Source organism: Pseudomonas sp. HS6 (genome assembly GCF_023375815.1).
GTDB lineage: Bacteria > Pseudomonadota > Gammaproteobacteria > Pseudomonadales > Pseudomonadaceae > Aquipseudomonas.
Window position 1 is genome coordinate 2,884,926 of the sequence record NZ_CP067412.1, and the last position, 12,872, is coordinate 2,897,797.

General features: G+C 59.6%; 15 protein-coding genes. All 15 read left to right on the top strand.

Going from position 1 to position 12,872, the window contains the following annotated elements:
- The first annotated feature begins 29 nt into the window (after window positions 1-29).
- A complete protein-coding gene (locus JJN09_RS13100; protein ID WP_249490503.1) occupies window positions 30-1,244 on the top strand; it encodes an IscS subfamily cysteine desulfurase in 1,215 nt (404 codons plus the stop codon).
- Window positions 1,245-1,345: 101 nt separating this feature from the next.
- Window positions 1,346-1,732 carry a Fe-S cluster assembly scaffold IscU gene (gene iscU / locus JJN09_RS13105; protein ID WP_003227907.1) on the top strand — a complete coding sequence of 129 codons (387 nt, stop codon included), beginning with the start codon at window positions 1,346-1,348 and terminating at the stop codon, window positions 1,730-1,732.
- A gap of 34 nt (window positions 1,733-1,766) precedes the next feature.
- Window positions 1,767-2,090, top strand: coding sequence for an iron-sulfur cluster assembly protein IscA (gene iscA / locus JJN09_RS13110; protein WP_003227904.1), 324 nt, complete (start codon window positions 1,767-1,769; stop codon window positions 2,088-2,090).
- Window positions 2,091-2,098: 8 nt separating this feature from the next.
- The gene (gene hscB / locus JJN09_RS13115; protein ID WP_007956687.1) at window positions 2,099-2,620 is read left to right on the top strand and encodes a co-chaperone HscB; all 522 of its coding nucleotides are present in this window, start codon (window positions 2,099-2,101) and stop codon (window positions 2,618-2,620) included.
- A gap of 51 nt (window positions 2,621-2,671) precedes the next feature.
- A complete protein-coding gene (hscA, locus tag JJN09_RS13120; RefSeq protein ID WP_007956686.1) occupies window positions 2,672-4,537 on the top strand; it encodes a Fe-S protein assembly chaperone HscA in 1,866 nt (621 codons plus the stop codon).
- A complete protein-coding gene (gene fdx / locus JJN09_RS13125; RefSeq protein WP_249490504.1) occupies window positions 4,537-4,878 on the top strand; it encodes an ISC system 2Fe-2S type ferredoxin in 342 nt (113 codons plus the stop codon). Before hscA ends, fdx begins: the two co-directional genes overlap by 1 nt.
- Before the next feature lie 14 nt (window positions 4,879-4,892).
- Window positions 4,893-5,093: a Fe-S cluster assembly protein IscX gene (gene iscX, locus JJN09_RS13130; RefSeq protein ID WP_027619659.1), complete on the top strand. Its 201-nt coding sequence runs from the start codon at window positions 4,893-4,895 to the stop codon at window positions 5,091-5,093.
- Window positions 5,094-5,181: 88 nt separating this feature from the next.
- A complete protein-coding gene (ndk, locus tag JJN09_RS13135) occupies window positions 5,182-5,607 on the top strand; it encodes a nucleoside-diphosphate kinase (protein ID WP_007916882.1) in 426 nt (141 codons plus the stop codon).
- A gap of 28 nt (window positions 5,608-5,635) precedes the next feature.
- Window positions 5,636-6,784: a 23S rRNA (adenine(2503)-C(2))-methyltransferase RlmN gene (rlmN, locus tag JJN09_RS13140; protein WP_096818602.1), complete on the top strand. Its 1,149-nt coding sequence runs from the start codon at window positions 5,636-5,638 to the stop codon at window positions 6,782-6,784.
- Between the two features lie 12 nt (window positions 6,785-6,796).
- Window positions 6,797-7,555, top strand: coding sequence for a type IV pilus biogenesis/stability protein PilW (gene pilW / locus JJN09_RS13145; protein ID WP_249490505.1), 759 nt, complete (start codon window positions 6,797-6,799; stop codon window positions 7,553-7,555).
- On the top strand, window positions 7,555-8,604 hold the full coding sequence (locus tag JJN09_RS13150) for a RodZ family helix-turn-helix domain-containing protein (protein WP_249490506.1): 1,050 nt from the start codon (window positions 7,555-7,557) through the stop codon (window positions 8,602-8,604). Before pilW ends, JJN09_RS13150 begins: the two co-directional genes overlap by 1 nt.
- Window positions 8,605-8,607: 3 nt before the next feature.
- A complete protein-coding gene (gene ispG / locus JJN09_RS13155) occupies window positions 8,608-9,717 on the top strand; it encodes a flavodoxin-dependent (E)-4-hydroxy-3-methylbut-2-enyl-diphosphate synthase (protein ID WP_003185136.1) in 1,110 nt (369 codons plus the stop codon).
- A 22-nt stretch (window positions 9,718-9,739) separates the two neighbouring features.
- On the top strand, window positions 9,740-11,029 hold the full coding sequence (gene hisS, locus JJN09_RS13160) for a histidine--tRNA ligase (protein ID WP_192558927.1): 1,290 nt from the start codon (window positions 9,740-9,742) through the stop codon (window positions 11,027-11,029).
- 41 nt (window positions 11,030-11,070) lie between these two features.
- On the top strand, window positions 11,071-11,712 hold the full coding sequence (locus tag JJN09_RS13165; protein ID WP_249490507.1) for a tetratricopeptide repeat protein: 642 nt from the start codon (window positions 11,071-11,073) through the stop codon (window positions 11,710-11,712).
- Window positions 11,705-12,856, top strand: coding sequence for an outer membrane protein assembly factor BamB (bamB, locus tag JJN09_RS13170; RefSeq protein WP_249490508.1), 1,152 nt, complete (start codon window positions 11,705-11,707; stop codon window positions 12,854-12,856). Before JJN09_RS13165 ends, bamB begins: the two co-directional genes overlap by 8 nt.
- The last annotated feature ends 16 nt before the right edge of the window (window positions 12,857-12,872 follow it).

Consider the following 12,872-nt stretch of genomic DNA (forward strand, 5'->3'; position numbering starts at 1 on the left):
GCCAGCCAGCCTGATTTAGGAGATAGTCCATGAAATTGCCGATTTACCTTGATTACTCTGCGACCACCCCGGTCGATCCGCGCGTTGCGCAAAAAATGAGTGAATGCCTGCTGGTCGACGGAAACTTCGGTAACCCGGCGTCCCGTTCCCACGTGTTCGGCTGGAAGGCCGAAGAGTCCGTCGAAAACGCCCGTCGTCAGGTGGCCGATCTGGTCAACGCCGACCCGCGCGAAATCGTCTGGACCTCCGGTGCCACCGAGTCCGACAACCTGGCAATCAAGGGTGCGGCACATTTCTACGCCTCCAAGGGCAAGCACCTGATCACCTCCAAGATTGAGCACAAGGCTGTCCTCGACACCATGCGCCAACTGGAGCGCGAAGGTTTCGAAGTGACCTACCTTGAGCCGACCGAAGACGGTCTGATCACGCCGGCCATGATCGAAGCCGCGCTGCGCGAAGACACCATCCTGGTGTCGGTGATGCATGTGAACAACGAAATCGGCACCGTCAACGACATCGCCGCCATCGGCGAGATGCTTCGTTCGAAAGGCATCCTGTTCCACGTCGACGCCGCTCAGTCCACCGGCAAGGTCGAGATCGACCTGCAGAAGCTGAAAGTCGACATGATGTCGTTCTCTGCTCACAAGACCTACGGCCCTAAAGGCATCGGCGCGCTGTACGTCAGCCGCAAGCCGCGTGTGCGCATCGAAGCGACCATGCACGGCGGCGGTCACGAGCGTGGCATGCGTTCCGGCACCCTGGCGACCCACCAGATCGTCGGCATGGGCGAAGCGTTCCGTGTGGCCAAAGAAGACATGGCTGCCGAAAACGTTCGTATCAAAGCGTTGAGCGACCGTTTCTACAAGCAAGTCGAGCATCTGGAAGAGCTGTACGTCAACGGCAGCCTGACCGCCCGCGTTCCGCATAACCTGAACCTGAGCTTCAACTACGTTGAAGGCGAGTCGCTGATCATGGCGCTCAAGGATCTGGCGGTTTCGTCCGGTTCGGCGTGCACCTCGGCGTCGCTTGAGCCTTCGTACGTATTGCGCGCCCTGGGCCGCAACGACGAGCTGGCACACAGCTCGATCCGTTTCACCTTCGGCCGTTTCACCACCGAAGAAGAAATCGACTACGCCGCGCAGAAAGTCTGCGAGGCCGTTACCAAGCTGCGCGCTCTGTCGCCGCTGTGGGACATGTACAAAGACGGCGTCGATATCTCGAAGATCGAGTGGGCGGCACACTAAATATAGAAGCCGCCGGATACAGATCCTGTAGCGACGCGGCGGTTTACGCAGCGCAGTTGCAGGGTCTCAAGAGCGGCCCTGATGAGTGAGGATTGAGAATCATGGCTTATAGCGAAAAGGTCATCGACCACTACGAAAACCCGCGTAACGTCGGCAAGATGAATGCCGAAGACCCGGACGTCGGCACCGGCATGGTCGGCGCCCCGGCATGCGGCGACGTGATGCGTCTGCAGATCAAGGTCAACGATCAGGGCGTTATCGAAGACGCCAAGTTCAAGACCTACGGCTGCGGTTCGGCTATCGCCTCCAGCTCCCTCGCCACCGAGTGGATGAAGGGCAAGACCCTGGATGAAGCGGAAACCATCAAGAACACTCAGCTGGCCGAAGAACTGGCCCTGCCGCCAGTGAAAATTCACTGCTCCGTGCTCGCTGAAGACGCCATCAAGGCGGCCGTTCGCGATTACAAGCAGAAGAAAGGCTTGATCTGACTTTCAAGATTTGGCGACGAGTAAGGAGTCACCGATGGCTATCAGCATGACAGAAGCGGCTGCTCGACACGTGCGACGCTCCCTCGACGGGCGCGGCAAGGGTGAAGGGATTCGTCTGGGTGTTCGCACCACGGGCTGTTCCGGCCTTGCCTACGTGCTGGAGTTTGTCGACGAGGTGGTTGCAGAAGATCAGGTGTTCGAAAGTCACGGCGAAAAAGTGATTATCGATCCGAAAAGCCTGGCCTACCTCGACGGCACCGAGCTCGATTTCGTCAAGGAAGGGTTGAACGAAGGCTTCAAGTTCAACAACCCCAACGTGCGCGGTGAATGTGGCTGCGGCGAAAGCTTCAACATCTGAGGCTTGTCGTGGGTATTCCTTGTCATTTCGCTTTATTCGAGCTGCAACCAGGCTTTCGTCTGGATCTTGAACAGTTGGCCACGCGCTATCGCGAGCTGGCGCGCGGCGTTCATCCTGATCGCTTCGCCGACGCCTCCGAGCGCGAGCAGCGTTCGGCGCTTGAGCAGTCTGCACGGCTCAACGACGCCTATCAGACGCTCAAGAGTCCAGCCCAGCGTGCGCGCTACCTGCTGACCATCAGCGGGCATGAAGTGCCGATGGAAGTCACCGTCCACGATCCCGAGTTTCTTCTGCAGCAGATGCAATGGCGCGAAGAGCTCGAAGATCTGCAGGACAGTGCCGACCTGGACGGTGTCGCGGCCTTCAAGCGTCGCCTGAAAACCGCCCAGGAAGAGCTCAACGAAAGCTTCGCAGCCTGTTGGGATGATGCAGCGCAACGCGAGCAGGCCGAACGCCTGATGCGGCGCATGCAGTTCCTCGACAAGCTCACCTACGAAGTGCGCCAGTTAGAAGAGCGCCTCGACGATTAACCCAGTGCCGCTCCGGTCGCACGCCTGATATACAGATAAGTCCTGATCACGATGGCCCTACTGCAGATCGCCGAACCCGGCCAAAGTCCTCAACCGCACCAGCGTCGTCTGGCTGTGGGGATCGACTTGGGTACTACCAATTCGCTGGTCGCTGCGTTGCGCAGTGGTCTTTCCGAGCCGCTGGCCGACGCCGAAGGGCGGGTCATCCTGCCTTCCGCCGTGCGTTATCACGCCGATCGCGTCGAAGTTGGCGAGTCGGCCAAGCTGGCTGCGTCCTCAGATCCCCTGAATACCGTGCTGTCGGTCAAACGCCTGATGGGTCGTGGTCTGTCCGACGTCAAGCAATTGGGCGATCAACTGCCGTACCGCTTTGTCGGCGGTGAATCGCACATGCCGTTCATCGACACCGTGCAGGGGCCGAAAAGCCCGGTCGAAGTGTCTGCCGATATCCTCAAGGTGTTGCGTCAGCGTGCTGAAGCGACCCTTGGCGGTGAGCTGGTGGGCGCGGTGATCACCGTTCCAGCATATTTCGACGACGCTCAGCGCCAGGCCACTAAAGATGCGGCGAAACTCGCCGGTCTGAACGTGCTGCGTCTACTTAACGAGCCGACTGCGGCGGCGGTGGCGTACGGTCTGGATCAGCATGCCGAAGGCCTGGTCGCCATTTACGACCTGGGTGGCGGCACATTCGATATTTCGATTCTGCGCCTGACCGGCGGTGTCTTCGAAGTCTTGGCAACCGGCGGCGACAGCGCGCTGGGTGGCGATGACTTCGATCACGCGATTGCTGGCTGGATTATCGAGAGCGCCGGTTTGTCTGCCGACCTCGATCCGGGCGCGCAACGAAGCTTGCTACAAGCCGCTTGCGCAGCCAAAGAAGCCCTGACGGATGCCGACAGTGTTGAAGTGGCCTACGGCGACTGGAAAGCACAACTGACCCGCGAAGCTTTCGATGCACTGATCGAACCAATGGTCGCCCGCAGCCTGAAAGCCTGCCGCCGCGCCGTCCGCGATTCCGGCGTCGAGCTGGAAGACGTGCACGCGGTGGTCATGGTGGGTGGTTCGACTCGCGTTCCACGCGTTCGCGAAGCTGTCGCCGAAGCCTTCGGTCGTCAGCCGCTGACTGAAATCGACCCGGATCAAGTGGTGGCCATCGGGGCCGCGATCCAGGCAGATACACTGGCTGGCAACAAGCGTGATGGCGGCGAACTGCTGCTGCTCGACGTGATTCCATTGTCCCTGGGGCTGGAAACCATGGGCGGACTGATGGAGAAGGTGATTCCGCGCAATACCACCATTCCCGTTGCTCGCGCCCAGGACTTCACGACTTATAAAGACGGCCAGTCGGCCATGGCGATCCACGTGTTGCAGGGCGAGCGCGAATTGATCAGCGATTGCCGCTCACTGGCGCGCTTTGAATTACGCGGCATTCCGGCGATGGTGGCGGGCGCGGCGAAAATTCGCGTGACCTTCCAGGTCGACGCCGACGGCCTGCTCAGCGTTTCCGCCCGTGAATTGGGTTCGGGCGTTGAAGCCAGCATCCAGGTCAAGCCGTCCTATGGTTTGACCGACGGCGAAATCGCCAAGATGCTGAAAGATTCGTTCCAGCACGCCAATGACGACAAGGTCGCCCGCGTACTTCGCGAGCAGCAAGTCGATGCCCAGCGTCTGATCGAAGCGGTGCAGGGCGCTCTGGAGGCGGATGGCGAGCGTTTGCTCGACGCCGAAGAGCGCATGGTCATCGATCTGCAGGTACAGGAACTGACCGAACTGATGAAAGGCACCGATGGTTACGCCATCGAGCAGCAGACCAAGCGTCTGTCGCAAGTGACCGATGCTTTTGCTGCCCGTCGTATGGATCAGACGGTGAAAGCCGCTCTGTCCGGGCGCAACCTGAATGAAATCGAGGATATCTGATGCCGCAGGTCATTTTTCTGCCACACGAGAAGTTCTGCCCTGAAGGCATGGTTGTTGACGCTGCACCTGGCACGTCGATCCTCGAACTGGCTCACGAACACCATATCGAGATGGAAAGCGCGTGCGGCGGTGTCTGCGCTTGCACCACTTGTCACTGCATCATTCGCGAGGGTTTTGACTCGCTGGAAGAAGCTGACGAGTTGGAGGAGGATTTCCTTGATCGTGCCTGGGGTCTGGAGGCGCAGTCGCGCCTGGCCTGTCAGGCGATCGTGGGTGACGAAGACATCACCGTCGAAATTCCGAAATATTCGCTTAACCATGCGGCCGAAGCGCCGCACTGACTGGTAAGACTGTCATGAGCTACGGTTGGAATGATGTTCAACGTATTGCAGAAGAGCTGGCCGAAGCCAAGCCGGACGTCGATCCGCTCTCTGTCAATTTCGTCGACTTGCAGCGATGGATCATGGAACTGCCGGATTTCGACAACACCTCTGGCCGTGTCGGCGAGAAGGTGTTGGAAGCGGTCCAGGCTCTCTGGATCGAAGAAGTAGACTGATCGTCCTTGCAGGTTAGGCAATACCCAAGAACCCGCGTATAATTCGCGGGTTTAATTTTTCGCAAATTACTGTTTCTGGAGTTACACCATGGCTGTTCAACGCACTTTCTCCATCATCAAGCCTGACGCTGTTGCAAAAAACGTCATCGGCGAAATCACCACTCGTTTCGAAAAAGCCGGCCTGCGCGTTGTAGCTTCGAAACTGAAGCAACTGTCCAAAGCCGAAGCTGAAGGCTTCTACGCTGAGCACAGCGCTCGTGGCTTCTTCGGCGACCTGGTTGCCTTCATGATCTCCGGTCCTGTTGTTGTTCAGGTTCTGGAAGGCGAAAACGCTATCGCTCTGAACCGTGAGCTGATGGGCGCTACCAACCCTAAAGAAGCTGCTGCCGGCACCATCCGTGCTGACTTCGCTGATTCCATCGACGCCAACGCTGTACACGGTTCGGACTCCGAAGCCGCTGCTGCTCGTGAAATCTCGTACTTCTTCGCAGCTACTGAAGTAACCACTCGCTAAGCATTGGCTTATGAGTGAAGGTGAATCCATGACTACATCGACTGTTAAAACCAACCTGCTGGGTCTGACCCAGCCGGAAATGGAAAAATTCTTCGACTCAATCGGGGAGAAGCGTTTCCGTGCCGGTCAGGTAATGAAATGGATTCACCACTTTGGCGTGGATGATTTCGACGCCATGACGAACGTCAGCAAGGCCTTGCGCGACAAGCTCAAGGCTATTGCTGAAGTCCGTGGTCCCGAAGTGGTCAGCGAGGATATCTCCAGCGACGGCACCCGTAAGTGGGTGGTGCGCGTGGCGTCCGGCAGCTGTGTCGAGACCGTTTACATTCCCCAGGGCAAACGCGGCACTTTGTGCGTTTCGTCCCAGGCAGGCTGTGCCCTGGACTGCAGTTTCTGCTCCACCGGCAAGCAAGGCTTCAACAGCAACCTCACCGCCGCCGAAGTCATCGGTCAGGTGTGGATTGCCAACAAATCCTTCGGCAGTGTTCCGGCTACCATCGACCGCGCCATCACCAACGTGGTGATGATGGGCATGGGCGAACCGCTGCTGAACTTCGACAACGTCGTGGCGGCCATGCATCTGATGATGGATGACCTGGGCTACGGGATCTCCAAGCGCCGCGTGACCCTGTCCACGTCGGGTGTGGTGCCGATGATCGATGAGCTGGCCAAGCACATCGACGTATCCCTGGCGTTGTCCCTGCACGCACCGAATGACGCATTGCGTAACCAATTGGTGCCGATCAACAAGAAATATCCGCTTAAGATGCTCCTCGAGTCGTGCCAGCGCTACATGTCCGAACTGGGCGAGAAGCGCGTGCTGACCATCGAGTACACCTTGCTCAAGGACGTCAACGACAAGCTTGAGCACGCTGTGGAAATGATCGAGCTGCTCAAGGATATTCCCTGCAAGATCAACCTGATTCCGTTCAACCCGTTCCCGCATTCCGGGTACGAGCGGCCGAGCAACAACGCTATCCGCCGGTTCCAGGATCAGCTTCACCAGGCAGGCTATAACGTGACTGTGCGCACCACCCGTGGTGAAGACATCGACGCGGCTTGCGGTCAATTGGTAGGGCAGGTGCTGGATCGCACCCGTCGCAGCGAACGTTACATCGCCGTGCGCGAATTGAGCGCCGACAGCGATCTGGCACAGAACGCCGCGAACACTAATTAAGAGAGGATCTCTATGTCCCTGCGCTTTGCGCTGCTGTTGCTGTTGGCCAGCCTGTGTGCTGGCTGTGTCCTTTCGGGTGATTACAACCCGATGAAGACCAGCAAGGGCCGTGATGAAGCGCGGGCTGCCTACGTGCAGCTGGGATTGGGATACTTGCAGCAAGGCATGACCGAGCGGGCCAAGGTGCCGTTGAAAAAGGCCTTGGAGCTGGACAGTTCGGATCCTGACGCCAACGCGGCCCTCGGACTGGTTTTCCAGTCCGAAGTGGAACCTGCACTGGCGGATGAGCACTTTCGCAAGGCGCTGTCCTCCCGTCCCGCCGATGCCCGCATCCTCAACAATTACGGCAGTTTTCTCTACGAAGAACAGCGTTACAAGGAAGCCTACGAGCGTTTTGAACAGGCCGCCGCCGATACCCTGTATCCTGAGCGTTCGCGTGTGTTCGAGAACCTCGGCATGACGGCGTTCAAGCTTGGCCAGCGTGATCTTGCCCAGCAGCAACTGGAAAAAGCATTGCGTTTGAACCGTCAGCAACCACGGGCATTGCTCGAAATGGCTGAGTTGTCATTCGAAGACAGGCATTATGTGCCCGCGCGTGACTATTACGACCGTTTCAGCCAGCTGTCCGAGCAAAATGCACGTAGTCTGTTGCTCGCGGTTCGGCTGGCAAAAGTGTTTGAAGATCGCGACAAGGCCGCCAGTGCGGGCCTGCAATTAAAACGACTCTATCCCGGTACGCCGGAATATCAGCAATACCTGTCGGAGCAATGATGAAAGCGGCGCATCCCGAAGTTGTAGCAGCGAATCGCGTTAACCCCGGTGAGACCTTGCGCCAGGCCCGCGAAAGCAATGGCTGGTCGCTGGCCGAAGTGGCCCTCAAGCTCAACCTCACCGTGACTTCCCTGACCAACCTCGAAGCCGGTGCGTTCGACAAGCTGCCGGGGCATACCTTCGCCCGCGGTTATATTCGCGCCTATGCCAAATTGCTCGGCATGGATCAGGCGGTTCTGGTCCAGCAGTTCGACCAGTCCACCGGCACCGATTCCCAGGGCAGCAACGTCCACGCCCTGGGTCGGATCGAAGAGCCGGTCCGGGTTTCCCACACCATTTTGCGGATCGTCAGCCTGCTGTTGCTGATCGCGGTCATCGGCGGCGGTTTCGTCTGGTGGCAGGATCAGACTTCACAGCGGACCAAGGATCTGACCACATTGGCGCCTGAGCACGTCGAAGTCGAAGGCGCTGACGGCACCACCCAGATTCATCCACTGGACGAGCCGGAAGACCAGGCCGTCGCGGAAGGCGAGGCCGAGGGCGCAACCGCTCTGGCACTGCCACAAGCGGAAACCGCTGCCGAGTCGACCGGTGCCGAGGCTGCTGCTCCAGCAACAGCTCCGGTGACGCCTGCTCCAGCTGTAACCGCTGCTGCACCGGTTCACACGCCGGCTCCGGTGGTGGCTGCTCCGGCCACGCCTGCGCCAAACGTTCCGGCTACACCAGCACCTGTCGTCACGGCTCCGGTCGCGCCGGTTGTTGTTGCGCCGGCTCCTGCGCCAGTGGCCCCGGTAGCTCCGGTTGCCGGTCAAGGCCAGGTTCAATTGCAATTCACCGCCGATTGCTGGGCTCAGGTCACTGACGGCAGCGGTAAAGTGTTGTTCAGCGGTCTCAAGCACAAGGGCGACAGCGTCTCCGTGGCTGGCAAGCCACCGCTGGCTGTTCGTCTGGGCGTTGCCCGTGCCGCGCAAGTCAGCTACAACGGCCAGCCGGTCGATATCGCTCCGTTCACCAGTGGCGAGACTGCTCGCCTGAAGTTGGGTCAATAAGTCATGCACGGCGAATCTCCAATCAAACGTCGCGAATCACGCAAGATCTGGGTCGGTAACGTGCCTGTCGGCGGCGATGCGCCTATCGCTGTGCAGAGCATGACCAACAGCGACACCAATGACGTCGCTGCCACCGTCGCCCAGATCAATCGCCTTGAAGCCGCCGGTGTCGACATCGTGCGGGTTTCGGTGCCGGACATGGACGCCGCCGAGGCATTCGGCAAGATCAAGCAACTGGTCAAGGTGCCGTTGGTTGCCGACATCCACTTCGATTACCGGATCGCTTTGCGCGTGGCTGAGTTGGGTGTCGATTGCCTGCGCATCAACCCGGGCAACATTGGTCGTGAAGACCGCGTGCGTGCGGTGGTCGATGCCGCTCGTGATCGGGGGATTCCGATCCGCATCGGCGTCAACGCCGGTTCCCTGGAAAAAGACCTGCAAAAGAAATACGGCGAACCGACCCCGGCCGCACTGGTCGAGTCCGCGTTGCGCCATGTCGAGCACCTCGAACGCCTGAATTTCCAGGACTTCAAGGTCAGCGTGAAGGCCTCCGACGTGTTCATGGCCGTCGAAGCCTACCGTCTGCTGGCCAAGGAAATCGTCCAGCCGCTGCACCTGGGCATCACCGAAGCCGGTGGATTGCGCTCCGGTACAGTGAAATCCGCCGTGGGCCTAGGTATGCTGCTCGCCGAGGGGATTGGCGATACTATCCGCATCTCGCTGGCGGCCGATCCGGTCGAGGAAGTGAAGGTCGGTTACGACATTCTCAAGTCTTTGCATCTGCGTTCCCGTGGTATCAACTTCATCGCCTGCCCGAGCTGCTCGCGGCAGAACTTCGATGTGGTCAAGACCATGAACGAGCTGGAAGGGCGCCTTGAAGATCTGCTGGTGCCGCTGGATGTCGCGGTGATCGGTTGCGTGGTCAACGGCCCCGGCGAAGCCAAGGAAGCCCATATCGGCTTGACCGGCGGCACGCCGAACCTGATTTACATCGACGGCAAGCCGTCGCAGAAACTGACGAATGACAATCTGGTGGACGAGCTCGAAAGGCTGATCCGCCAGAAAGCGGCCGAGAAGGTCGAAGCTGACGCAGCGGTTATCGCGCGCGGCTGATCGAACGAATTAAGGAATTTCTGTGAGCAAGTCTCTACAAGCCATTCGTGGCATGAACGACATCCTGCCGGAACAGACGCCGGTATGGCGCTACTTCGAAGGCACTGTTTCGCGTTTGCTGGATAACTACGGTTACAAGCAGATCCGTATGCCGATCGTCGAGTTCACCGAGCTGTTCAAACGCTCCATCGGTGAAGTGACCGACATCGTCGAAAAAGAGATGTACACCTTCGACGACCGCAACGGCGACTCCCTGACCCTGCGCCCGGAAGGCACCGCCGCGTGCGTGCGTGCAGTACTCGAACACGGCATCACCGGCGGTGGCCAGGTGCAGAAACTGTGGTACATCGGCCCGATGTTCCGTCACGAGCGTCCGCAGAAAGGCCGTTATCGCCAGTTCCACCAGATCGGTCTGGAAGTCTTCAACCTCGACGGCCCGGACATCGACGCCGAACTGATCGTGCTGACCTGGCGTCTGTGGGGCGAGCTGGGCATCCGCGATGCGGTCAAGCTCGAACTCAACAGCCTGGGCACCAGCGAGTCCCGTGGCCGTTATCGTGAAGCGCTGGTCGAGTATCTCTCGGCGCACCACGACAAACTGGACGAAGACAGCCAGCGTCGCCTGAAGACCAACCCGCTGCGTGTGCTCGACACCAAGAACGCCGACACACAAGCCGTCCTGGTTGATGCGCCGAAGATGGCCGACTACCTGGATGACGAGTCCCGTGCCCACTTCGAAGGCCTGAAGGCCCGTCTGGATGCCGTCGGCATTCCTTACGTACTCAACCCGAAGCTGGTACGCGGCCTCGATTACTACAGCAAAACCGTATTCGAATGGGTCACCGACAAGCTCGGCGCCCAAGGCACCGTGTGCGCGGGCGGCCGTTACGATGGTCTGGTCGAGCAGATGGGGGGCAAGCCGACCCCGGGCGTCGGTTTTGCCATGGGTATCGAGCGTCTGGTGTTGCTGCTGGAAACCCTGGAGCAGATCCCGGAAGAAATCTCCCGTCAGGTCGACGTCTATCTCTGTGCCTTCGGGGAAGAAGCAGAGCTGGCCGGTCTGGCCCTGGCCGAGCGTGTACGCGACCAACTGCCCAACCTGCGCCTGCAAGTCAATGCCGGCGCCGGCAGCTTCAAGAGCCAGTTCAAGAAAGCCGACAAGAGCGGTGCGCTGTACGCACTGATCCTCGGTGACGACGAAATGGCCCAGCAAGTGGTAGGTTTCAAACCCCTGCGTGGCCAGGGCGAACAACAAAGCATTGCCTGGGATGCGCTCGCTGCACACCTGGCCACCTGCGTCGTGCAGGGTTGAAGCTGTCTAAACAGCCGATTTAGCGATTAAGGAGTATTGGGGTGTCGAGTACCGAAGACGAACAGTTGGCGGATTTGAAGGACTGGTGGACACGCAACGGCAAACCTCTGGTCACTGGCGGCCTGTTGGCGCTGGTCATCGTGTTCGGCTGGCAGGCTTTTCACAAATATCAGAGCAACCAGTCGCAAGGCGCCTCGGTGCTCTATCAGCAATTGCTGGAAACCACGCTGACCCCGGATGGCAAGCCTGATGCCGCGCGCGTTGCGGATCTGGCCGGCAAGCTCAACAGCGAATTCGGTGGTTCTGCCTACGCGCAGTACGGCAGCCTGTTCGTGGCCAAGGTAGCGGTCGACAGCGGCAAGCTGGACGACGCGGCGACCGAGCTGAAAGCCATCGTTGCCAAACCGGCCAACGCAGCACTGGGCGAAATCGCCCGTCAGCGTCTGGCGCAGGTGCTGGGTGCACAAAACAAGGCTGATGAAGCTCTGAAACTGCTTGAAGGCGATGCCGACAAGTCGTTCCTGGCCACTCGCGAAGAACTCAAGGGCGACCTGCTGGTACAGCTGGGCCGCACTGATGAAGCGAACACGGCGTATCAAAAAGCCAAGGCGGCACTGTCGGATGAAGCGGCGGTCGGTGGCCTTCAAATCAAGCTGGACGACCTGGCCAAAGGGGATGCGTGACGTGATCCGTTGGAAGCATGCAGCATTGCTGGCTCTGGCCCTTCTGGCCGCGGGTTGCAGCAGCAACAGCAAAAAAGAACTGCCACCGGCCGAACTGACCGATTTCAAGGAAGAAGTGGTTCTGCACAAGCAGTGGAGCCGCTCGATCGGTGACGGTCAGGGCGAAACCTACAACATGCTGGTACCGGCAGTAGATGGCGACACCATCTACGCGGCCGACGTTACCGGCATCGTGATGGCCATGGATCGCAGCAACGGCGACGTGAAGTGGAAAAAGGAACTTGACCTGCCTGTCTCCGGCGCCGTCGGCGTGGGTTACGGTCTGGTGCTGGTCGGCACCCTGCGAGGCGAAGTCATTGCACTCGACACCATCAACGGTGAAGAGAAGTGGCGCGCTCGCGTGACCAGTGAAGTGCTGGCGCCACCTGCCAACAACGGCGACATCGTGGTCGTGCAGACCCAGGACGATCGCCTGATCGGTCTGGATGCCTCCACTGGTCAACAGCGTTGGGTGTACGACAGCACGCCAGCGGTGCTGACCCTGCGCGGCACCAGCGCACCGCTCGTGACCAACCGCCTCGCGGTGGCTGGCCTGTCGACCGGTAAAGTGATCGCTCTGGACATTTCCAACGGCGTGCCGGTCTGGGAACAACGGATCGCGATTCCGCAAGGTCGTTCGGAGCTGGAGCGTGTGGTCGACATCGACGGCGGTCTGCTGCTGTCCGGTGGCACATTGTACGTCGCCAGCTATCAGGGTCGCGTTGCGGCACTGGACCTGGAAAGCGGCCGTCAACTGTGGCAGCGCGATGCGTCGAGCTACGCCGGTATCGCCCAGGGCTTCGGCAACGTCTACGTGAGCCTGTCTTCGGGCACCGTTGAAGGCGTCGACGAGCGTTCGACCACTGCACTGTGGACCAATGATTCGCTGGCCCGCCGTCAACTGTCGGCGCCGGAAGTGTTCTCCAGCTACGTTGCAGTCGGTGACCTGGAAGGTTACCTGCATCTGCTGAGTCAGGTGGACGGTCGTTTCGTCGGCCGCGAGCGCATCGACAGCGACGGCCTGCGTGCCCGTCCGCTGGTGGTGGGTGACACGATTTATGTGTATGGCAACAGCGGCAAACTGGAAGCCCTGACCATCAAGTAACAACTATGCTTGGGGT